The following is a 22,071-nucleotide window of genomic DNA, read 5'->3' on the forward strand; positions in this document are numbered from 1 at the left end:
TCCCTCTACGCGATAAATTTCACGCCATTGGCCGATCTTTTGAACGCAGACAGGCCGCAGATAATGAAGAGGTGGTCAAAGCATCGAGCACATCCATTGAACTGAGCCTGCGTTTGACCGTGACTATCAGCACCTCTCTTTCTGCTTCGATGGTGGCGTCCGTGTCCGTGCAAATTTTGTTGCTTACACTTTTTAAAGACTTGGAAACTAAAGTGTAAACAAATCGCAGCAGAAGGCGCGGAATCATGTTTGGCATTCGAGTTTTTAAGATCCAATTTTGGGCGTCGGTAAGGCGACAAGTTATCCGAAATGCAAATGGCATTGGCCTAAATGGCATTTCACTTTGACAAAAAACGCCTTCGGACAAATTTTTCAGCCAACGATCCTGCTTGCTCTGGCGCTGATGGCGATCATCGTCATGATGATTTTACCTGTTCCATCGTGGGTTTTGGATATCGGCCTCGCCGCGTCTTTTGCTTTGGCAATTTTGATGTTCACGGTGACACTATTTATTGAGCGGCCGTTAGATTTCTCGGCCTTTCCAACGGTCCTTTTGGCCTCGTTGATGTTAAGGCTGTCGCTTAATGTTTCATCGACAAAGTTAATTATTGGTGACGGACATACAGGCACAGGTGCGGCTGGTGACGTCATCGAAGGTTTCGCAATGTTTGTCATGGGCGGCAATGTTTTGCTTGGCTTGGTGGTATTTTGTGTCTTGTTGATCGTAAACTTTGTTGTGATCAACAAAGGTGCCACGCGCATGGCAGAGGTCGGTGCACGATTTGCGCTAGATGCTATGCCTGGAAAGCAATTGGCGATTGATGCGGATATGTCCGCAGGGGCAATTGACCATGCCGAAGCAAAACGCCGGCGCGAAACCGAACAAGCGGAAACAACGTTTTTCGGCTCGCTGGATGGTGCATCAAAATTTGTAAAAGGTGATGCAATTGCAGGATTGCTGATTACGGCCCTAAATTTGATTATGGGCTTGATAATCGGGGTGACGATGCATGGCATGCCAATTGGCCAAGCATTTGAAACCTATGCGGTTTTAACCGTCGGGGATGGGCTTGTTTCCCAAATTCCCGCGGTCATCATTTCAATTGCATCTGCTTTGTTATTGGCGCGTGGCGGTGCAACCGGCGCTACGGACCTGGCGCTTGTTGCTCAACTCGGCAGACATCCAGCCGCGTTATCAACCGTCGCGATTTTAATGGGTCTTTTTGCCTTAGTGCCCGGCCTTCCGTTTCTACCCTTCATGTTGGGCGCGTTAACGCTGGGTGGTTGCGCGTATGCGGCGAGTAATGCGACCAAGCGAGACGCCGCCGCGACAGCCATAGAGAACGCACCCAAGGCTGCCCAGCCCGTAAAAACGTCAATGGGTGATATGCTGGATCTGGATGATATTCATGTTGAATTTGCACCGGATCTGGTGGAAATGGTGCTTGATCCAGGCACCGGATTGGACGCTAGGGTTGCAAATATGCGCAACCATGTTGCAATCGCTTTTGGGGTTTTGTTGCCCGAATACGTCTCACCGATAACGCCACATTGCCGCCGGGGCATTATGTCGTGCGGGTCCATGGGGTAGAGCAAGTACGGGATCGTTTGATGCCAGAACGAATTCTGGTCCTGCTGAGTGACGATTCAACGCTAGACTTGCCCGGTGACAACGTAAACGAGCCTGTTTATGGCGCGCCAGCGCGTCGGATTCCTTCATCTGCTCAAGAATCTGCGGCAATTGCAGGTCTCACGACAGTGCAACCAGCAGAAGTCCTTGCAACACATCTTTTAGAAGTGGTGAAACGAAATTTCCCCAGATTGATGACCCATAAAGCGTTGCGTCGCAGGCTAGACGAGATGACAAACCTGTCGGACCCTGATCGGGCAGAAGCAAATCGAAAACTGCTGGATGAATTGATTCCGGACAAAGTGCCAGTTGATGTCTTGTTAGCTGTTTTGAGGTTACTTCTGGAAGAACGCGTTTCCGTGCGTAATATGGCGTTGATTTTAGAGGCAACCGCTGAAGGTCGCCAGTTACATCAAAACGTGGACGGCATTACCGAGCACGTTCGCCAGCGTTTGGGTTTTCAACTTGTTGCTGAAATGCGTCGTGCTGATGGAACAATTCCTTTGGTACAACTTGCGCCGGAGTGGGAAGATACATTCTCTACTTATGAAATTCGATCTGATCGGGGTGGCGGCGATGTCGCACTTCCCCCTGATAGGTTTAACGAACTTGCTGACGGAATCGCCGCCAAACTTGGGCAGGCGGCAAGTGCTGGCACATACGCTGCCGTTGTCACGTCCATGCGTCGGCGTAGATTTTTACGAACCGTTATGACTGCCAAAGGCATCATGAACCCCGTGTTATCGTTTGAGGAAATCGGCATCGACGCAAGGCCCGCGCTGGTCGGGCTGGTGCCGGCGGCATGATATCAGACCTCGCAAGCATCGTGCCATTGACCCAAGCGACATTATGGCTTGGTCTGGCTGTCTTTGTCCGAATTGGCGCCATGATGGCAGTTTTGCCCGTTTTTGGTGAACAATCAGTTCCGTTAAGACTTCGGTTGGGGATTACTTTCGCGTTTACGATGATTGTTGCACCCGCAATGGATATCGAGGTTGGGATGCGGCCCGACAGTCTATTTGCCTATCTTCAGTTGCTTGGACCCGAAGTTATTGCTGGACTGTTTTTTGGGCTTGGCTTGCGGTTTTTTGTTTTTGCATTGCAAATAGCTGGCAGTGTTGCTGCGCAATCGACATCGTTGTCGCAAATTTTTGGCGGCACCGCGGGCGTCGATCCGCAACCAGCGATGGGTCGGATTTTGGTGGTTGGTGGACTGGCGCTTGCAACATTACTGGGACTACACGTTCAATTTGCCGCCTATATGCTTGAAAGCTACCGCATGCTGCCGTTTGGTATTTTGCTAGAGCCAGAGTTGATGATGACTGTTGGTGTGCAGGAGGTATCGCGCACCTTTGCTTTGGGATTCACGCTTGCCGGACCATTTGTGGTGGCATCTTTGATCTATAATGTGACGCTTGGTGTGATCAATAAGGCAATGCCACAGTTGATGGTTTCATTTGTTGGCGCACCCGCAATTACCGCAGGGGGGCTATTGTTGATGTTGATTGCGTCGCCAGTCTTGTTGTCGATCTGGATGGAGGCGCTAAGCGGATTTATTGTCGCCCCATTTGAGGCAGGCTGATGAGCGAAGAAGCAGATGATGACAAGCAATTTGAAGCCAGCCAAAAGAAATTGGATGACGCCCGTAAAAAGGGTGAAACAGCCAAGTCCAATGACCTGACAACCGCCGCAAGTTATGGAGGAATGGTTATTGCTGTAGCTGCATTGGGGGGGGGGACACTGATTGCAACGGGTTCTGCGCTCAAAACACTTCTGGATCAAGCAGACGCAATTGCCCTATCAATGTTTTCGGGAAACCCAGGCCCGCTTCTGATTGGAATCATGGCTTCGGTTGCCATGAATATGGCGCCATGGTTTGTAATTCCCGCTTTGCTTGCTTTGCTCAGTCTGATCGCGCGACGCGCAATCATCTTTGCGCCGGATAAAATTGTTCCAAAGCTTTCGCGGATTTCACCAATATCGGGGTTTAAAAACAAATTTGGGCGGCAGGGCCTTTTTGAATTTGTGAAAAGTTTTGCCAAACTCGTGATTTATGGTGTCGTTCTTGGGATCTACCTTTCAGGTCAGATGGACAGGATTATTGCGACAATGCACCTCGCGCCAGGCATGATTGTTGTCGAGTTGGGGCGACTTACAGTCGGGCTGATGCTTATCGTTTTGGCCGTCTCAGCCACCATCGGCATTATAGATTACGTTTGGCAGTTTGCAGAGCATCAACGCAAACATCGGATGTCGCGAAAAGAGATGATGGACGAGATGAAGCAGTCCGAGGGCGATCCCATGTTTAAACAACAAAGGCGCCAGAAAGGTATCGAGCTTGCCATGAACAAAATGCTTGCGGATGTGCCGACAGCAGATGTTGTGATTGTGAACCCGACACATTACGCAGTTGCGTTGAAATGGGATAGAAACAGTATCGGCGCGCCACTTTGTGTTGCAAAAGGTGTGGACGAGATCGCGGCGCGTATTCGTGAAACTGCGATGCAGCATGGTGTTACAATTCACTCTGATCCTCCTACGGCAAGATCACTATATGCCACCGTTGATATCGGTTCAGAGATTGCGCCGGACGATTACGCTGCGGTTGCAGCCGCCATCCGGTTTGCAGAAAGCATGCGTGAAAAGGCGCGGCACATATGACAATGAAGAAGGATCTGGCACAGCTGTCGCGCTTGACCTCGGTCGCCTTGCTTGCCGCACAGAGCGAAATGGCTGTGGCTAAAGCCCGCGAAACAGAGTTGCGAGCGACGCTGAAATCTCTTTATTTGTCTCGAAATGCGCGGGCTGTTGCCACCCTTGGTCTGGCTGACACCTCTCTGGTCGCAGGTGCAGACAGTCAGTGGCTCATATGGGTCGAGCAACGCAGGCGGCTTATCAACTCGGAATTGGCTCGTTGTTTAGTCGTACAAGATCGCTGCCTTCAGGCGGTAAGACGTGCGTTTGGGCGGGATCAGGCCGTCGCTGCGTTGGAGCGTGCACGCAAGGCGGGCGCGAAGAAAGACGCGGCCCGCCGTGCCGATTATACATCCTGACGCACTATATCCATGATCAACACGTCTTTTGCGATACCGGGAATAATCGACTTTGCGCGCCGCACAAGGTCTTCGCGTAACGGGCGAAGATTTTGCGCGCTTGTAAAGTTTCCTGAAAATCCGCCGATGTTTGCATGATCAAACATTGCCTGAAGAAATGCATCGCGTAATTTAGGTTCCGCCAAGAATACGTCTTCTTTCTGACCTGGTCCGACTTCGACACTTAATGCGATCACAACGAGTGAGCTAACGGCTCCGTCATCTACGATTGGGATGATGAATTGATTGTTCAGTTTGGCATACTCATTCACGATTGGGTCACCATGATTATCAACCGCAGCTGCACTTACTGGCCTTGCGTGACCGTCTTGTGGTGCTTCACCACATGGATTTGCCGCAAGTGTTTCGGTCGGACCAGCCTCATCAGGCAAGAGAAACAAACCTGCGCCGACGCCCCCGCCGACACCGACGAGCAGTAATACGAGAGGTAATAGAATTTTCTTCATCGTGGTGACCCTTTGTTTTATTAGAACGGAAGCATAGCTTCGACCGCTTGCTGTCCGTAACGCGGCTGTTGCATGTCAGTTATTTGACCGCGGCCACCATAAGAAATTCGCGCAGACGCTATCTTGTCATAAGTGATTTCGTTTTGTCGCGTGACATCTGCTGGGCGGACAAAGCCGCTAACCAAGAGTTCCCTTAGCTCAAAGTTGACGCGCACTTCCTGTTGCCCTGCAATGGACATGACACCATTTGGCAAGACGTCCATGATCGTTGCAGCAACACGTAGCGTCAGTTTTTCGTTGCGCCGCACTGATCCGTTGCCTTCAGAAGAACTGCTTGAATTGAGTTCAACCGCTGTGGACATGCTTGCTCCGTCAGGCAAACGAGCATCGGCGCGCTGTGGGATGCCTAATAACTGTGGTACTGCCATCGATTGACTGGCCGTTCGCCCCCTATCGCTGGAGTTTGAAATTTCAGCCTTGTCGTCAATTTCGATGACGACGGTCAAAATGTCACCTCGCTGCATCGCCCGCCTATCGCCAAGCAATGAAGCGCGACCACGCGTCCAAAGCGAAGATGACGCCGAAATCGGTAAGCCCGATGTCTCAACTCGGTCGGGCAAACCGTATGTGATCATTGCCGCGCGGTCTGCGGTTGCCTCGATCGGCGTCATTTCCGGCGGCCGACCTATCGGTGTGCTTGAGCAAGCGGAAAGAAAGAGGCTTGAAATCAATGCAATATAGCGCATGAGAAATCCTTACTGAAATACATAGGCAATACCGTCGGCGCCGATACGCGCGCTTACGGTAGTTCGTGATTCAAGGTTCATTACTCGCACGATTTCGCCGGGCCCTGCGCGCCCTAGTGACCGACCTTCGGTCGCAATCCTGAGGCCACTGTTTTGAAATATCAAAGGCACGATTTGATTGCGTTCTATCACGGCTGGAAAACCGACGTCCGCTGCTCTGATAGGTCGACCAGCATATAGGGCAACGCGGGATTCCATGCCGACAAACAAAAGCGGATCAGCCTCGCCGCCTGCAATTGTCCCTTCTCGTACGACGATATCTTCGGGCGAAATGATTGTTTGGGCCGGAATAGTGCGCGCGGCAACAACCGTGTCGGCGACCGCAGTCGAGCCTAAAAAGACGAGGACGAAAATAATGCGGATCATCGGATTTGCACCATAGAGCTGAGCATTTGATCGGCGGCGGTGATGACTTTTGAGTTTAGCTCATAACCGCGCTGGGCCTCGATCAGGTCGGTGACTTCACGCACCGGATCGACCGAGCTATCCTCTAAGTAACCTTGCCGCAAAACGCCAAGACCATCCTGACCCGGCGTTGCTACCACGGACGGTCCCGATGCCGGCGTTTCAAGGAAAAGGTTGGAACCAATCGCCTCTAACCCTTTGGGGTTGGTAAAGCCTGAAAGCGTGAATTGTCCCAAGAGTTCGGGCTGCACGCGGTCGGTGAAATATGCATAGACTTCGCCTTCGGCGTTGATCGAAATAGAGCGTGCATCGTTCGGGATAGTGATGTCAGGCACGACAGGGAAACCGTCAGATGTCACAATTAACCCGTCACCAGTTCGTTTGAGGCCGCCGTCACGAGTGAACGCGGCAGAGCCATTGGGAAGTGTCACTTCGAGATAACCTTGCCCTTCAATTGCCAGATCCAGATCGCCACCTGTTTGGCCGAGCGAGCCTTGGCCTAACATAACGGAAACCGAGCTGGCCCGAACACCGAGGCCTAGCTGAACACCTGTTTGTAAAACCGTCCCGTCCGATGCGTTTATCGTGCCGGAACGGGCGAGTTGCTGGTAGTGTAGATCCGCAAATTCGGCGCGTCGGGGATTGTAGCCGGTCGTGTTCATGTTCGCGAGGTTGTTCGCGATAACCTCGACCCGCATCTGTTGTGCAGTCATACCTGCCGCTGCGATTTTTAAAGCACGCATAGAGATTTCTCCTGTTGGTTAACGGCCGACGGCCTGAATGACGCCGCGAATACGCTCGTCTTCATTTTCCATAAAACTTTGACCAAGTTCATAAGCGCGCTGCACTTCAATCATGCGGCTGATTTGGGTGATTGGATTGACGTTCGATTCTTCGAGGAAGCCTTGCATCATGCGACCGTCGATTGCGGCGTCATAGTCCCCTTGCGGGTTAAACATGGTGCCACCTTCACGGATCATTTTAAGTGGATCAGTAGGGACAACGAGGCCGATTTGACCTATCGGGTTACCGCCCGCGCTAATGGTTCCGTCGGGCGCAATCCCGATTGCGCCGGCTCCTTGCGGAATGAAAACCGGTGCACCACCCGCGTCCAAAACCGGATGGCCATCCATTGTGACCAAATCGCCATTTCCGCTGGGCGTGAAAGCGCCCGCGCGCGTGAGGCGTTCACCGTTTGGCGTGTCGATAAGAAAAAACCCTTCGCCCTCAATAGCAAGGTCAAACGGACCACCAGTTTGGGCCAAACCACCTTGTGACAGGACGGTATTTCGGACATTCGCTGTCGCCATCGAAAGTGACGCGTGGTCGCCACCAAGACGGCTGACGTGTTCTGAAAATACGACCTCTTCGGCCTTGAACCCAGTGGTGGACGCGTTTGCAATATTGTTGGCAATTGTACGCATTTCAGACATCAGACCGTGTTGGCGGGTGATTCCAGCGTAGGTGGCATTTTCCATCGTTTACCCTCCAGCGATGAGTGGAATAAGCGTGTTCTGAAAGAACCCGACAAGCGTTTCGGACATGAAGCCCATTGTGATCCAGAAAATTCCGATAATTGATGCCAGTTTTGGCACGAATGTGAGTGTCATTTCCTGCACCGACGTCAGCGCCTGAAACAGGCCGATCGTGAGGCCCGTAATCAAAGCGACAGTCAAAATCGGAATTGATACGACAAAAGCAATCCAAAGCCCTTGCCGCATCACGTCATAAAATTCGGATTCTGACATTAGACTGGCATACGCAGAATTTCCTGATAGGCCTCGACGACCTTATCGCGCACTGTCACCGCAGTCTGAACAGCCAGTTCCGTTTGTGCCAATGCCTGCACTAACGCATGCGGATCAGCGCCTGATGTCATTGCAGACATTGCTGTCTTTTCAGATGCTTGCAGCGTTGACAGAAAATCTTGGGCGACATTCAGGAATCCGTTTCCAGAGGCCTCTGTCGGCGCAATCGCCATTTTTCCAGCCGCATAGTTCTGTGCGACAAGGTTGGTTTGAATATCCATTCTAGTTATCCTTTATTTTCTAAGTAAATCCATCAGGGCAGTCGACATTTGCCTGATTTGATCGAACATCTTGAGGTTTGCTTCATAACTGCGTTGCGCTTCACGGGCGTCGGCGACTTCGACGAGAAGTTTCACGTTTGATCCGTTGTAGTGACCGGTGCCGTCGGCAAGCGGGTTTGACGGGTCGTAAATTTCCGAAAGCGATGATTGATCCAGATGCACGCGACCTGTTTTAACGGCTCCACTTTGGTCGCCTTGTTTGACGATTTCGCTAAAGGAGATCGTTTTGCGCCGGTAACCGGGGGTGTCGCTGTTTGCGATGTTTTCAGAGACATGCCGCAAACGGGCTGACTGGGCTTTCATACCGCTGGTGGCGACTGTCATTGCATTGCTGAAATCTGACATATTAACGTCCCAATGCTGTGCGGATGACGTTAAGCCCGTGCCGGTAAATCGCTAAAGCCCGATCATGCTCTCGCGATACAGAGACAGCGTTAAGCAGTTCTTCTTCAATCGAAACCGAATTTCCGTTTGGGGCCGGTTCGGCAGTAGAATATGTGATGGCGCGCTGTGTCGCTGCATTTGTGTCCTGAGCAAGGTGCCCTGCACGCGTCGCTTTTACACCTGTCTCAAGCCCGCCGTTATAAGTCGTGGCGAAATTTTCAATTGTGCGCGCGCGATACCCAGGGGTGTCAGCATTTGCGATGTTGCTCGCAATAACGGCTTGCCGCGCGCCGGCATGTTTCGCCATGGAAACAGATGTCTGAAAAATATTTATATTTTGGTACATTTCGGGGTCTTCCTCATCGGCTTCAACAAAGCATTAAGGGTGATTCCTTAAGAAGAGGTTGTAGTTAACCAAGTCAGGGCAAAAATGATTCAAAATATTAGTGAATGCGCGGCACAACACATCTCTCGCCAGAGCGTTGTTTTTGAGATGGGGCGTGTCGTCGAGATTTCTGGCGGTACGGTCGAAGTCACGGGTTTGGCGGGCGCTACGAGTCTAGGGAGCCGTGTCGTCGTGCAAACATCCCAAGGTGCGCAAATCGGCCAAGTTGTAAAATTGAACAGAAATTCGGTGTTTGTTCTTATAGAGTTAGGTGCAACGGGAGTTTCCATTGGCGATAGGGTTCGCACCGATGGAGACGAGTTTTTTGCACCCAACGACTCGTGGCTTGGGCGAGTGATCGATCCAAATGGAAATGCCTTAGATGGTCGCGCATTATTGCCTGGCTTAACCCGGGTTCGCGTAGAGACGGCCGCGCCGCCAGCGCACGCGCGTCGAAAATTGGGAAAGCGTTTGGAAACCGGCCTCGCTGTGTTCAATACGTTTTTGCCAATTGTGAGGGGGCAAAGAATCGGTCTTTTCGCTGGTTCGGGTGTCGGGAAGTCAACTTTATTGGGAAATCTTGCTCAAACGGTGCAGGCAGATGTCATTGTCGTTGCGCTTGTTGGTGAGCGGGGGCGCGAGCTTCAACATTTTGTCACGGAAATTCTGGGCGTGGATGGCATGTCTCGCACTGTCGTTGTTGCCGCAACGTCCGATCAGGCGCCGCAAGTGCGGCGGCGTTGTGCATCTAGTGCAATGGCCGTTGCAGAGTATTTTCGGGATCAGGGCCAGCAGGTGCTATTGCTCGTGGATTCGGTCACGCGATTTTGTGAGGCCCATCGGGAACTGGCTGTGGCCGGTGGGGAGAATGCAAACCTGCGTGGCTACCCTGCGTCTACGGGGCCAGCGATTGCAGCGCTTTGTGAACGTGCAGGTCCGGGGGCTGGTGATGCGGGGGATATCACCGCCGTGTTCTGTGTATTGGTGGCCGGTTCGGATATGGATGAGCCGGTAGCAGATATGCTGCGTGGCGTTTTGGATGGCCATATTGTTCTGGATCGGGAAATTGCGGAGCGTGGGCGTTTTCCGGCGATTGATTTGCTGCGGTCTGTGTCCAGATCACTGCCGGAAGCAGCAAGTGATCTGGAAAACGGATTGATTGCGCAGGGCAGGCATCTTTTGGGGCAATATGATCGCGCGTCATTGATGGTGAAATCGGGACTATATGTCGCCGGGAGTGATGCTGATACCGACAAAGCAATCGCGAGTTTTCCAGCGTTAGATGCGTTTTTGGCAATGCGCGATTCTCGCGGGACGACAGCGCATTTCGCCAAGCTGCGCCAAGCAATCGCTAACCAGCGGCCGCCTGAATAAGCTGTTGTCTCGGGCACGTTGATACCGGATTTGTCATCAATGAAAGTGAGGTGAGAAAACCTTATCCGTGGATAAGGTTTTGTGCGGGACAGAGCATTGGCGATGTCTGGTGCGGATATTTTCTTGCAGTGGGCAAGGTTTTCACCAACACTTGGAGATACGCAAAAGATTATCGGCTCTGCGGCGAGTGCGCGGGGGAGAGTAGGGATTGGACGACGCATTGGGCGCGCAATATCATTGATGTTTTCTGCTGTTAACGCTAACATTTTTGCGCGAGACGTTAACGAGAGGTTAAGGGGAGGCGCGAGATGGTTAAGGCACCAGTGACGACAACGGCTCTTCCTGCGTTTTTGACGGTGGATGCAATTCAAATGTTGAATGCTGGCAATCATCCTGATCCGTTTGGCGTGCTAGGGGCGCATGAAAGCGGCGGCCGGCGCTGGGTTACGACATTGCAACCTGATGCTGTTGATGTGGTCGCGATTGTGGGCGACACGGAGGCACCTTTGACACGTATCGAGGGTGACGTTTTTGCGGCTGAAATTCCAGACGGGTCGTATGTTTTGTCCACGCGATACGCCAATGATTATACCCATGTTGCGGCTGATCCTTTTGCGTTTTCGTCCGTTTTGTCGGATTTTGACAGTTATCTGTTAGGGCAGGGCACGCACCGCGAACTTTGGCGTGTTTTGGGCGCGCATGTTTGTGAGCATCAGGGTGTTGCTGGCACTCATTTTGCGGTCTGGGCGCCAAATGCGCAGCGCGTATCTGTTGTTGGCGAATTTAATGTCTGGGATGGCCGCAGGCATCCGATGCGCCGCGTGCAAGAGACGGGTGTGTGGGATATTTTCATGCCTGATGTTGGTGAGGGTGCGCTATATAAATATGAGGTGATTGGCGCTGATGGGGCGCGTGGCCTGAAGGCTGATCCGGTTGGTTACGGGTCGCAGCATCCGCCTGAAAAGGCGTCGATTGTGCGCGATATCTCCGGTTATGGCTGGAAGGACGCGGAGTGGATGAACGCGCGTGCGGTTCATAACAATCGCAATGCGCCGATCTCGATTTACGAGGTGCATTTGGGGTCGTGGCGGCGCAAGTGGGATGATGCGGGGCGTCCGCTGTCGTATAAAGAACTGGCGGCTGATTTGGTGGGGTATGTGAAGCATATGGGCTTTACGCATATCGAATTGCTGCCGGTGTCCGAGTTTCCGTTTGACGGATCTTGGGGGTATCAGCCGGTCGGGCTATTTGCGCCGACGATCCGTTTTGGCCCGCCACACGAGTTTCGTGATTTTGTTGATGCGGCGCATGAGGCGGGATTGGGTGTTTTGCTGGATTGGGTGCCGGGTCATTTTCCGTCCGATGCGCATGGTTTGGCACGATTTGATGGCACGGCGCTATATGAGCACGCGGACAAGCGCGAGGGGTTCCATCAGGATTGGAATACACTGATTTTCAATTACGGGCGTGTGGAGGTTAAGAATTACCTCGTGTCTAACGCCTTGTATTGGATGGAGGAATATCACCTCGACGGGTTGCGTGTGGATGCGGTGGCGTCGATGTTATACCGCAATTATTCGCGTGAAGACGGGCAATGGATACCCAACGAGGATGGCGGCGCCGAGAATTATGAAGCGATTGCGTTTCTGCGCGAGATGAACACGGCTGTTTATGCCGCCGACCCCTCTGTTATGACTGTGGCCGAGGAAAGCACCTCGTTTCCTGACGTGTCGCAGCCTGTGGATGCGGGCGGCTTGGGCTTTGGCTATAAGTGGAACATGGGCTGGATGAACGACACGTTAAGCTACATGGAGCGTGATCCGGTTCACCGCAAATACCATCAAGACGAAATGACGTTTGGTCTACATTACGCGTTTACCGAGAATTTCGTGCTACCGATCAGTCATGATGAAGTGGTGCATGGTAAAGGTTCTATGATCGAAAAGATGCCGGGTAATGCGGATGAAAAGTTCGCTAATCTGCGCGCCTATTATGCGTTTATGTGGATGCATCCGGGTAAGAAGCTGTTGTTCATGGGCTGTGAATTTGCCCAGCCCGAGGAGTGGAATTATAACAGCGATCTGAATTGGGATGCGGCGGAGCGGTCTGCCAATAAAGGCGTTCAGACCCTCGTGCGGGATTTGAACAGGCTTTATGTCAGTACTCCGTCTTTGTATAAATATGACTGTGAGGCGCGCGGGTTTAGCTGGATGAATAGCGATGCGGAGGCCTCTACAATGGGGTTTGCGCGTCATGGTGACGAGGATGATGCGCCGGTTGTTGTGATGTGTAATTTCACCCCGGTGTTGCACACAGGTTTGCGGGTCGGTGTGCCGTGTGCGGGCTTGTGGGACGAGGTTCTGAACACGGATTCACACGCATATGGTGGTGGGAATCGCGGGAACCTTGGGGGTGTGGTGGCCAGTTTATTACCCTGCGATGGTCATGAGGCGTCTATTGAGATGACCTTGCCGCCGTTGTCCGCAGTGGTTTTCCGGTTAAAGTCGTAGGTATCATTCTGGGAGGAGAATACCCGTGGAGCAGAAAAGATTAACGCATAGATCAATGGTTTTTGTGCTGGCCGGAGGGCGCGGTTCGCGATTGAACGAGTTGACGGACAGGCGCGTGAAGCCTGCGGTTTACTTTGGCGGGAAGACGCGGATTATCGATTTTGCGCTGTCAAATGCGCTTAATTCGGGCATTCGCAAGATGGCTGTGGCGACCCAGTACAAGGCGCATAGCCTGATCCGTCATTTGCAACGCGGCTGGAGTTTCTTTCGTGCCGAGCGGAATGAATTTTTGGATATTCTGCCTGCCTCGCAGCGCTCTAATACCGAAAGCTGGTATAAAGGGACCGCTGACGCCGTGACCCAGAACATCGATATTGTTGATAGCTACGGTGTTGATTATGTTATTATTTTAGCGGGTGATCATATTTATAAGATGGATTACGAGCTGATGCTGCGACAGCATGTGGAGAGCGGTGCGGATGTGACGGTGGGCTGTTTGACGGTGCCGCGCGAGGATGCAACGGCTTTTGGCGTGATGGCTACGGACGAGACAGGGCGGATTACGTCGTTTCTGGAAAAACCAGCCGATCCGCCAGCGACACCGGAGGACCCGAGCAAGGCATTGGCGTCGATGGGTATTTATGTTTTTGACTGGAAGTTTCTGCGTAATTTGTTGTTGGACGATGCGGCTAATCCAGAATCGACCAACGATTTTGGTCACGACCTGATCCCGCATGTCGTGAAGCACGGCAAGGCTGTGGCCCACCGTTTTGATGAAAGCTGTGTTCGCGCCGAGGGTGCGCCGGTATATTGGAAAGACGTCGGCACGATTGACGCGTTTTGGGAAAGCAACATTGACTTGACCAGCTTTACCCCTGATCTGGATTTGTGGGATAAAAACTGGCCGATCTGGACTTATTCCGAGAGCACGCCGCCTGCGAAATTCATTCATGACGAGCGTGACAGGCGCGGGATGGCGATATCATCTATGATCTCTGGGGGCTGCATTATTTCAGGCACAGAAGTGCGCAATTCGTGTTTGTTCACCGGGGTGCATACCAATTCCTATGCTGTTCTGGATCAAGCGGTCGTGCTGCCCAATGTGGTGGTGAACCGCTCGGCGCGGTTGCGTCGTGTGGTGATTGATAAGGGTGTGATTATTCCCGAGGGGCTGGTTGTCGGCGAGGATGCGACGGAGGATGCCCGCTGGTTTAACGTCACGGAGCGCGGCACCACGTTGATTACGCAGCCTATGCTCGACAGGCGAGCCAGCACGCTATGACCCGTATTTTGTCAGTTGCTTCGGAATGTGTGCCATTCGTGAAAACGGGGGGGCTTGCGGATGTTGTGGGGGCTTTGCCTGCGGCGTTGGGTGCGATCGGTGTTGAGGTTAGAACTCTTATCCCAGGGTATCCGACAGTGATGGAGAAGATCGGGAAGACCGAAACGGTTATTGTGTTTGATGATCTGTTTGGTGGACCTGCGGCGGTGGTTTCGGCCAGAGTTGATGGTCTGGACCTGTTCGTGTTGGACGCCAAGCACTTGTATCAACGTGCGGGCGGGATTTATTTGGATGCCGAAGGCCATGACTGGCAAGACAATGCGGAACGTTTTGCCGCGTTAAGTTATGCCGCTGCTTATATTGCGATGTATGGCGCGGCGGAGTGGACGCCGGAGGTTGTACACGGTCATGACTGGCAGGCGGGTTTGACGCCCGAGTATTTGCACGGGCTTGGTGCGCAGGTGCCGTTTGTGTTTACGGTGCATAACATTGCGTTTCACGGTAATGTTGCGGGTGACAGGGTGGTGGATTTGCGGCTCGATCCGTGGCGGTTCACGCCTGCGCATTACGAATTTTGGGGGCAGGTTTCGGCGATGAAAGCCGGGCTCATGGGCGCGGCGAAGATCACCACTGTGTCGCAAACCTATGCTGAGGAACTGATGACGCCTGAGTTTGGTATGGGCATGGAGGGGGTTTTGCGCGCTCGTCATGCGGACCTGACGGGGATTGTGAACGGAATTGATACGACGGTTTGGAATCCTGAGACGGACCCTGATATTATTCCCTACAAGGATCCGGACGGTAAAGCGGCGAACAAAGCGGCGCTGCGCAAAGAGTTCGGATTGCCGCCTGCGGAGGGGCCGCTGTGTGTTTTAGTATCGCGGTTGAGCGGGCAAAAGGGTATCGATTTGTTGCTGGAAGCCTTGCCCGCGCTGTTGGAGCGTGGGGGGCAATTGGCGCTGCTTGGCTCTGGTGATGCGGGGTTGGAAGCGAAGTTGATGGAATTGGCATCAACCGACCCGAATGTGGGCGTGCAGATCGGCTATAACGAGGCATTGGCACACCGTTTGATTGCGGGCGGTGATGCGATTTTGGTGCCGTCACGGTTCGAGCCTTGTGGCCTGACGCAGCTATACGGTTTGCGCTATGGGACAGTGCCGTTTGTGACGTTGACGGGGGGATTGGCGGATACGGTGATTAACGCCTCGCCCGCAGCGCTTGCGAGCGGAGTGGCCACGGGGGTGCAGGTGTATCCGGTGACAGCGGGGGCGATTGCAAACGGGTTTGCGCGGCTTTGTGCGCTATTTGCCGACCCTGCGGTCTGGGGTGTTTTGCAGCGCAATGCGATGCGTCAGCCTGTCGGGTGGGAAACCTCGGCTGCGGCGTATCACGCGTTATACGCTGATGTCACGCGTAAGGCTGGTTGATGGAACGTAACTTTCCGGTCCTTGCGGGTCATGCTTATCCGCTAGGCGCGACGTTTGATGGTGATGGTGTGAATTTTGCGGTGTTTTCGCAGCATGCCACCCAGGTGACGTTATGTTTGTTTGATCACGAGGGCCGCGAGACGCAGTTGATTGCGCTGCCAGAGCGGGAAGGTAATGTGTGGCACGGTTATATTCCGGGAATGCGTGCGGGACAGCAATATGGATTTCGGATGCACGGGCCTTATTTGCCGCGCGAGGGTCACCGGTTTAACCACCACAAGCTGTTGATTGATCCCTATGCAAAGCGTCTGACGGGGCATCCGGTTTGGAATGATGCGTTGTTTGGCTATGATGTGGATCATGCTGATCTGGATCTGAGTTTTGACACCCGCGACAGTGCGCCGTTTATGCCGCGCAGTGTGGTTGTGGATCCGTCGTTTACATGGGGCAACAAGCCTGCACCGGACCATGATCTGGGAGATACGATCATTTATGAGGCGCATGTGAAGGGGTTGACGGCGGGTCGTAAGGACATTGAAAACGCAGGAACTTATCTGGCGATAGCATCGGATCCGATGTTGGATCATCTAAATCAGCTGGGCGTCACGGCGATTGAGTTGCTGCCGGTGCAGGCGTTTTTGGACGACAAGTTTCTGGTTGATCGCGGGCTGACGAATTACTGGGGCTATATGACCTACGGGTTCTTTGCGCCTGATCCGCGCTATATGCAAACAGGCGAGATTGCCGAGTTTCAACAGATGGTCGCGCGGTTCCATAGTGCGGGGATCGAAGTGATTTTGGACGTGGTTTATAATCACAGCGCCGAAGGGTCCGAGTTGGGACCGACACTGGCGTTTCGCGGCTTGGACAATGCCAGTTATTACCGATTGTCTGACAATCCGCGCTATTATGCCAATGATACGGGCTGCGGCAATGTGCTGGATATGGACAACCCGTTTGCGCTGCGGCTTGTGATGGACAGTCTGCGTTATTGGGTTGAGGTCATGCATGTGGACGGGTTCCGGTTTGATCTGTGTTCCACGCTGGGGCGTACGCAGGGCGGGTTTGACCGAGACGGTCCGTTTTTCCGCTCGATCCGTCAGGATCCTGTGTTGAACAAGTGCAAACTGATTGCAGAGCCTTGGGATTTAGGTCCCGGTGGCTATCAGCTGGGGGCCTGTCCCGCGCCATTCGCCGAGTGGAACGACCAGTATCGTGACGATACGCGTCGGTTCTGGCGTGGTGATCGAGGACTGGTGGCGGGTATGTCGGCGCGGCTGACGGGCTCTGCGCAGTTTTTTGATCATGAGGGGCGTGCGGCGACGTCTTCGGTTAATTTTATCACGGCCCATGATGGTTTTACGCTCAGTGATACGGTGAGTTATGCGGTCAAGCATAACGAGGCCAATGGCGAGGATAACCGCGACGGTCATGCAGGGAATTATTCGGATAATTTTGGTGTTGAAGGGCCTACGGATGATGCTGGGATTATTGCTGCGCGCACGCGGCGTCGTCGCAATATGATCGCCAGCTTGCTGTTGTCGCAAGGCACGCCGATGTTGCTTGCGGGGGACGAGATTGGTAACGGTCAGGAAGGCAATAACAACGCGTATTGTCAGGATAGCCCGCTGGGCTGGGTCGATTGGGCAGGGCGTGATGATGCGTTTTTTGCGTTTTGCAGGCAGGCGATTGCGTTTCGCAAGGCACATCCGATTTTGCGCCAGCGCCGGTTCTTGCACTCGCGCGAGCGGTTGATTGATGGTGAAAGCGATTTGTTCTGGCGTCGCGAAGACGGTCACGCCATGCAGCAAAGTGATTGGGATGATCCTGACCGAAAGGTGATTATTGCCGAGTTGCGTATGGCGTCTGGCACGCCGGAATATGTCGAGCGTGAAGGCGCGTTGCTGATTGTTTTGAACACGGGTGGCGCGATAGATGTGGCGGTGCCGGAAACACGTGACGGTATGGTCTGGGTGCGCGGGTTTGATACGGCGCAGGACGGCGAGGCGCGTAATTTGGGCCATTGGACGATTGAAAATGAAAGTGTGGTTGTTTTTGTGCTATGCGCGCAAAACGCCGGTATTAAGGAATGAACCGCATGCAGATTGAAGCAGTTAAGACACAGCCGATTGAGGGTCAGAAACCCGGAACGAGCGGTCTGCGCAAGAAGACCAAGGTATTTATGGGGCCGCATTACCTAGAGAATTATGTGCAGGCAACGTTTGACGGGATTGGCGGTGTTGCAGGGTGCACACTGGTGGTCGGTGGAGATGGCCGGTATTTTAACGATCGTGCGATTCAGGTGATTTTGCGCATGGCGGCGGCGAACGGGGCTGCGCGTTGTATCGTCGGGCAGGGCGGGATTCTATCGACGCCCGCTGCGAGCCATTTGATCCGGTTGCGTGGTGCTGAGGGCGGATTGATTCTTTCGGCTAGTCATAACCCTGGCGGTCCTGACGAGGATTTTGGTTTAAAGTATAACGGACCCAATGGTGGTCCTGCGACTGAAGGTGTGACGGATAAGATTTTCGCGCGGACCAAGGTGATTGACAGCTATAAAATTACGGTCGCTGCTGACGTTGACCTGGATATGCTCGGCGTCACGCAGTTGGGTGGCTTGACTGTTGAGGTCGTTGATCCTGTTGTGGACTATGCCGCGTTGATGGAGACGCTGTTTGATTTCGGGAAAATTCGTACGTTGTTTGCAGGCGGGTTCACCATGCGTTTTGATGCGATGCATGCGGTGACGGGGCCATATGCAAAAGCGATTTTGGAAGGGGCCTTGGGGGCGCCAAAGGGGACTGTGGTGAACGGCGTGCCGTTGACTGATTTTGGTGGCGGGCATCCTGATCCGAACCCGATATGGGCCAAGCCGTTGATGGACGAGATGTATAGCACTGATGCGCCTGACTTTGGCGCGGCCTCGGATGGCGATGGGGATCGCAATATGATTGTGGGCAAAAATGCCTATGTCACGCCGTCTGATAGTCTGGCGTTACTTGCCGCTAAGGCGCATCTGGCACCGGGCTATGCGGGGGGGCTGGCTGGGGTCGCGCGGTCTATGCCGACATCTGGTGCAGTGGACCGTGTGGCAGAAAAACTGGGGATTGCCTGTTATGAGACGCCTACAGGGTGGAAATTTTTCGGCAATCTGCTGGATGCTGGCATGGCCACGTTATGTGGCGAGGAGAGTGCGGGTACCGGGTCGAGCCATGTGCGTGAAAAAGACGGGCTGTGGGCGGTTTTGTTGTGGCTGAACATTCTGGCCGAGACCAAGCAATCGGTTGCCGAATTGATGACGGGGCTGTGGGCAGAATATGGCCGCTGCTATTATTCGCGCCATGATTATGAGGATGTAGAGGCTGCAAAGGCGGAAGGCATGATAGCGGAACTGCGTGCCAAGTTACCTGATCTGGCGGGGACCAAAGTAGGTGATTTGACCGTCTCTTACGCCGACGAGTTTGCCTATGATGATCCAGTTGACGGTTCGCATGCGGCGGGGCAGGGGCTTCGGATCGGGTTTGAAGGTGGCGGGCGTGCTGTGTTTCGCTTGTCTGGCACTGGCACGGTTGGGGCAACGATCCGCGTTTACTTGGAACAGTTGGAGACCGATCCAAGTGCGTTTGATAAGCCCGCAGAGGTTGCCTTGGCGCGGGTTTTGGCAGCGGCCCTAAAGTTGTCTGACCTCAAACGTCACACGGGGCGCGATGGCCCGCATGTGATCACCTGAAATCCGCAGGGGCCGCTTTTCTTTTAAAGGTTTGGCTCGTATGACGCCAGCCAAACCGAGAGAGTGAAAAGCGATGGATACGATAACGAGCCTGAAGGTCACCAAGGACGCGTTGCGCGAGAGTATTCACCGTCATCTGACTTATACCATTGGTAAGGATAAGCCGCACGCAAGCATCTATGACTGGCGGATGGCTGTCAGCTTTAGCGTGCGTGATTTGATTGTGGATGCGTGGTTTAAGGCGACCCGCCGCACTTATGAGCAGCAGGGCAAGCGGGTTTATTATCTGTCGATGGAGTTTTTGATTGGTCGTATTTTAGAGGATGCGGTGATCAATCTCGGGCTGCATCAGCAGATTGAAGATGTGCTGCAAGAAGACGGAATTTCGCTAATTGATGTGGCCGAGGACGAGCCTGATGCGGCGCTGGGCAATGGCGGGCTTGGTCGCTTGGCTGCGTGTTTCATGGAATCGATGTCGACGCTTGGATGTCCTGCGTTCGGCTATGGTATTCGTTACGAGCATGGACTGTTTCGCCAGCGTTTTGAGGGTGGGCGTCAGGTTGAAACGCCAGAGGATTGGTTGAACCAGCCCCATCCGTGGGAATTTGAGCGGCCCGAGGCGCATTATACTATTCCGTTTAAGGGCTTCGTTGAGGTGGTGGGTGGCTGTGCCGTCTGGCAAGCGGGTGAAACTGTTTTGGCCCGTGCCTATGATACGCCTGTCGTGGGTTGGCAGGGTCAGTGGTCGAATACATTGCGTTTGTGGGGGGCGTTGCCGACCGAGACGTTCGATTTGGAACGCTTTAATGCCGGTGATTTTGCTGCAGCGGCCGAGCCAGAGGCGTTGGCGCGCACGTTGAGCCGTGTTTTGTATCCGGAGGATGCCACCGAGGGCGGCAAAGAGTTGCGCCTGAAGCAGGAGTTTTTCCTGACCTCGGCGTCGTTGCAGGATATTTTGCGCCGGTTTTTAAGCGAGTATGATGACTTGGCTTTGTTGCCCGATAAAGTCGCGATCCAGATGAATGACACGCATCCTGCATTGGCAGGACCGGAGTTGATGCGTTTGTTGGTCGATGTGCATGGCATGGACTGGGATGCGGCCAAAGCGGTTGCTGGCAAGTGTCTGAATTACACCAATCATACCTTGCTGCCAGAAGCATTGGAGCGCTGGTCGACGTGGTTGATGGGACGCGTTTTGCCGCGTCACATGCAGATCATCGAGCGCATTGATGCGGAGCATGTGGCGGCAACGCGTTGTGAGCCTGCGTTGAAGATTGTCTATCAGGATCAGGTGCATATGGGCACGCTGGCCTTTGTGATGGCGGCGCATGTGAATGGGGTGTCGGCGCTGCATACGGGTCTGATGCGCGAGACAGTTTTTGCGGATCTGGACCGGCTATATCCACACCGCATTCTTAACCAGACCAATGGTGTGACGCCGCGCCGTTGGCTGCGCTTATCCAACCCTGCACTATCGCGGGTAATTACAGAAGCGATTGGTGCGGGGTGGGAAAGTGATTTGGACCGTCTAGCAGAGTTGCGTGAGTTTGAAGATGATGCGCAGATGTTGGGGCAAATACGTACAGCCAAACATGGAAATAAGGTGGCGTTTTCAAATTGGGTGCAGGCAAATATGGGTATCTCTATTGATCCCAATGCGATGTTTGATGTGCAGATCAAGCGGATCCATGAATACAAACGTCAGTTGCTCAATGTGTTTGAGACGATTGCCCGCTGGAAGGCTATTCGTGAAAACCCGACAGGTGATTGGGTCCCGCGCGTCAAGATTTTTGGTGGGAAGGCAGCACCCGGTTACCATACGGCCAAGGAAATTATTCGCCTGATCAATGATGTGGCTGTGGTTGTGAACAGTGATCCTTTGACGCGTGATCTGTTGAAGGTGGTTTATCCCGCCAATTATAATGTCTCGATGGCGCAACGGCTTATTCCTGCGGCGGATTTGTCCGAGCAGATATCAACTGCGGGCAAAGAGGCCTCTGGCACAGGCAACATGAAATTCACGATGAATGGTGCGCTGACGATTGGCACGCTGGATGGTGCAAATGTCGAAATTCGTGACCATGTGGGGGCAGAGAATTTCTTTCTATTCGGCATGACGGCGGCGCAGGTTCAGGAGCGTTATAAGGTGCCGGACCATGCACGGCGCGCGATCCTTGCCAGTCAGGGCTTGCAAGACGTGTTGCAGATGATCGCGGAGGGCTGGTTCAGTCCTGATGAGCCGGATCGATATGGCAACTTGATTGAACAAACATGGACCCATGATCCGTTTTTGGTCGCTTCTGATTATGACAGTTATATAGCGGCGCAGGCGCAGGTGGATGATGCTTACCGTGATGGGGCCGCGTGGGACCGTTTGGCATTGCGCAATATTGCGGGGGCCGGGTATTTCTCGTCGGACCGGACCATTCGCGGTTATATGACTGAGGTTTGGGATGTGCAGAGTTTGTTGCCCGTGCCTTAACCCATTGG

Annotated in this window: 20 protein-coding genes and 1 pseudogene; 11 read left to right on the forward strand and 10 right to left on the reverse strand. The window is 53.4% G+C overall.

Translation table 11 applies throughout. The features are described 5' to 3' along the window. Positions 1 to 19 precede the first annotated feature (19 nt). On the reverse strand, positions 20 to 256 hold the full coding sequence (locus tag ACXLHR_RS00225) for a hypothetical protein (protein ID WP_458789556.1): 237 nt from the start codon (positions 254 to 256) through the stop codon (positions 20 to 22). A gap of 147 nt (positions 257 to 403) precedes the next feature. Between ACXLHR_RS00225 and flhA the strand changes: the two are divergent. From flhA to ACXLHR_RS00245, 4 genes and pseudogenes are all read left to right on the forward strand, one after another. Further along, positions 404 to 2,436: pseudogene (flhA, locus tag ACXLHR_RS00230) on the forward strand (flagellar biosynthesis protein FlhA). Then, on the forward strand, positions 2,433 to 3,212 hold the full coding sequence (locus ACXLHR_RS00235; protein ID WP_458789557.1) for a flagellar biosynthetic protein FliR: 780 nt from the start codon (positions 2,433 to 2,435) through the stop codon (positions 3,210 to 3,212). The pseudogene flhA and the gene ACXLHR_RS00235 overlap by 4 nt, the downstream one beginning before the upstream one ends. Further along, on the forward strand, positions 3,212 to 4,291 hold the full coding sequence (locus tag ACXLHR_RS00240) for an EscU/YscU/HrcU family type III secretion system export apparatus switch protein (RefSeq protein WP_458789558.1): 1,080 nt from the start codon (positions 3,212 to 3,214) through the stop codon (positions 4,289 to 4,291). Before ACXLHR_RS00235 ends, ACXLHR_RS00240 begins: the two co-directional genes overlap by 1 nt. Continuing rightward, on the forward strand, positions 4,288 to 4,683 hold the full coding sequence (locus ACXLHR_RS00245) for a hypothetical protein (RefSeq protein WP_458789559.1): 396 nt from the start codon (positions 4,288 to 4,290) through the stop codon (positions 4,681 to 4,683). Before ACXLHR_RS00240 ends, ACXLHR_RS00245 begins: the two co-directional genes overlap by 4 nt. On the opposite strand, the gene ACXLHR_RS00250 is transcribed toward ACXLHR_RS00245, so the two are convergent. Genes ACXLHR_RS00250 through ACXLHR_RS00290 form a run of 9 tightly spaced genes read right to left on the reverse strand, consistent with a single transcriptional unit; the run spans position 4,671 to position 9,219 of the window. Beyond that, entirely contained in the window at positions 4,671 to 5,189 is a 519-nt protein-coding gene (locus tag ACXLHR_RS00250; RefSeq protein ID WP_458789560.1) for a flagellar basal body-associated FliL family protein, read from the reverse strand. The genes ACXLHR_RS00245 and ACXLHR_RS00250 overlap by 13 nt on opposite strands. A gap of 20 nt (positions 5,190 to 5,209) precedes the next feature. Further along, on the reverse strand, positions 5,210 to 5,935 hold the full coding sequence (flgH, locus tag ACXLHR_RS00255; RefSeq protein ID WP_458789561.1) for a flagellar basal body L-ring protein FlgH: 726 nt from the start codon (positions 5,933 to 5,935) through the stop codon (positions 5,210 to 5,212). Between the two features lie 9 nt (positions 5,936 to 5,944). After that, entirely contained in the window at positions 5,945 to 6,361 is a 417-nt protein-coding gene (gene flgA / locus ACXLHR_RS00260; RefSeq protein ID WP_458789562.1) for a flagellar basal body P-ring formation chaperone FlgA, read from the reverse strand. Next, complete coding sequence (gene flgG, locus ACXLHR_RS00265) at positions 6,358 to 7,143, reverse strand: flagellar basal-body rod protein FlgG (RefSeq protein WP_458789563.1); 786 nt, start codon at positions 7,141 to 7,143, stop codon at positions 6,358 to 6,360. Before flgG ends, flgA begins: the two co-directional genes overlap by 4 nt. An 18-nt stretch (positions 7,144 to 7,161) precedes the next feature. Further along, positions 7,162 to 7,878 (reverse strand): flagellar hook-basal body complex protein, encoded by a 717-nt coding sequence (locus ACXLHR_RS00270; RefSeq protein WP_458789564.1) that lies wholly within the window; start codon positions 7,876 to 7,878, stop codon positions 7,162 to 7,164. A 3-nt stretch (positions 7,879 to 7,881) separates the two neighbouring features. Beyond that, a complete protein-coding gene (locus tag ACXLHR_RS00275; protein WP_458789565.1) occupies positions 7,882 to 8,148 on the reverse strand; it encodes a flagellar biosynthetic protein FliQ in 267 nt (88 codons plus the stop codon). Beyond that, positions 8,148 to 8,429 (reverse strand): flagellar hook-basal body complex protein FliE, encoded by a 282-nt coding sequence (fliE, locus tag ACXLHR_RS00280; protein ID WP_458789566.1) that lies wholly within the window; start codon positions 8,427 to 8,429, stop codon positions 8,148 to 8,150. Before fliE ends, ACXLHR_RS00275 begins: the two co-directional genes overlap by 1 nt. Before the next feature lie 12 nt (positions 8,430 to 8,441). Beyond that, the gene (flgC, locus tag ACXLHR_RS00285; RefSeq protein WP_458789567.1) at positions 8,442 to 8,834 is read right to left on the reverse strand and encodes a flagellar basal body rod protein FlgC; all 393 of its coding nucleotides are present in this window, start codon (positions 8,832 to 8,834) and stop codon (positions 8,442 to 8,444) included. Between the two features lies 1 nt (position 8,835). Beyond that, positions 8,836 to 9,219 carry a FlgB family protein gene (locus ACXLHR_RS00290; RefSeq protein WP_458789568.1) on the reverse strand — a complete coding sequence of 128 codons (384 nt, stop codon included), beginning with the start codon at positions 9,217 to 9,219 and terminating at the stop codon, positions 8,836 to 8,838. Between the two features lie 84 nt (positions 9,220 to 9,303). Between ACXLHR_RS00290 and ACXLHR_RS00295 the strand changes: the two genes are divergently transcribed. From ACXLHR_RS00295 to ACXLHR_RS00325, 7 genes are all read left to right on the forward strand, one after another. Then, positions 9,304 to 10,632, forward strand: coding sequence for a FliI/YscN family ATPase (locus ACXLHR_RS00295; protein ID WP_458789569.1), 1,329 nt, complete (start codon positions 9,304 to 9,306; stop codon positions 10,630 to 10,632). A gap of 308 nt (positions 10,633 to 10,940) precedes the next feature. After that, positions 10,941 to 13,142, forward strand: coding sequence for a 1,4-alpha-glucan branching protein GlgB (gene glgB, locus ACXLHR_RS00300; protein WP_458789570.1), 2,202 nt, complete (start codon positions 10,941 to 10,943; stop codon positions 13,140 to 13,142). A gap of 25 nt (positions 13,143 to 13,167) precedes the next feature. Next, the gene (glgC, locus tag ACXLHR_RS00305) at positions 13,168 to 14,424 is read left to right on the forward strand and encodes a glucose-1-phosphate adenylyltransferase (protein ID WP_458789571.1); all 1,257 of its coding nucleotides are present in this window, start codon (positions 13,168 to 13,170) and stop codon (positions 14,422 to 14,424) included. Further along, positions 14,421 to 15,851, forward strand: a complete 1,431-nt coding sequence (gene glgA, locus ACXLHR_RS00310) for a glycogen synthase GlgA (protein WP_458789572.1) — start codon at positions 14,421 to 14,423, stop codon at positions 15,849 to 15,851. Before glgC ends, glgA begins: the two co-directional genes overlap by 4 nt. Beyond that, positions 15,851 to 17,944: a glycogen debranching protein GlgX gene (gene glgX / locus ACXLHR_RS00315; RefSeq protein WP_458789573.1), complete on the forward strand. Its 2,094-nt coding sequence runs from the start codon at positions 15,851 to 15,853 to the stop codon at positions 17,942 to 17,944. The genes glgA and glgX overlap by 1 nt, the downstream gene beginning before the upstream one ends. Before the next feature lie 5 nt (positions 17,945 to 17,949). Then, entirely contained in the window at positions 17,950 to 19,581 is a 1,632-nt protein-coding gene (locus tag ACXLHR_RS00320) for an alpha-D-glucose phosphate-specific phosphoglucomutase (protein ID WP_458789574.1), read from the forward strand. Positions 19,582 to 19,654: 73 nt separating this feature from the next. Then, entirely contained in the window at positions 19,655 to 22,063 is a 2,409-nt protein-coding gene (locus tag ACXLHR_RS00325) for a glycogen/starch/alpha-glucan phosphorylase (protein WP_458789575.1), read from the forward strand. The last annotated feature ends 8 nt before the right edge of the window (positions 22,064 to 22,071 follow it).

It is taken from the genome of Yoonia sp. MH D7 (assembly GCF_054439475.1).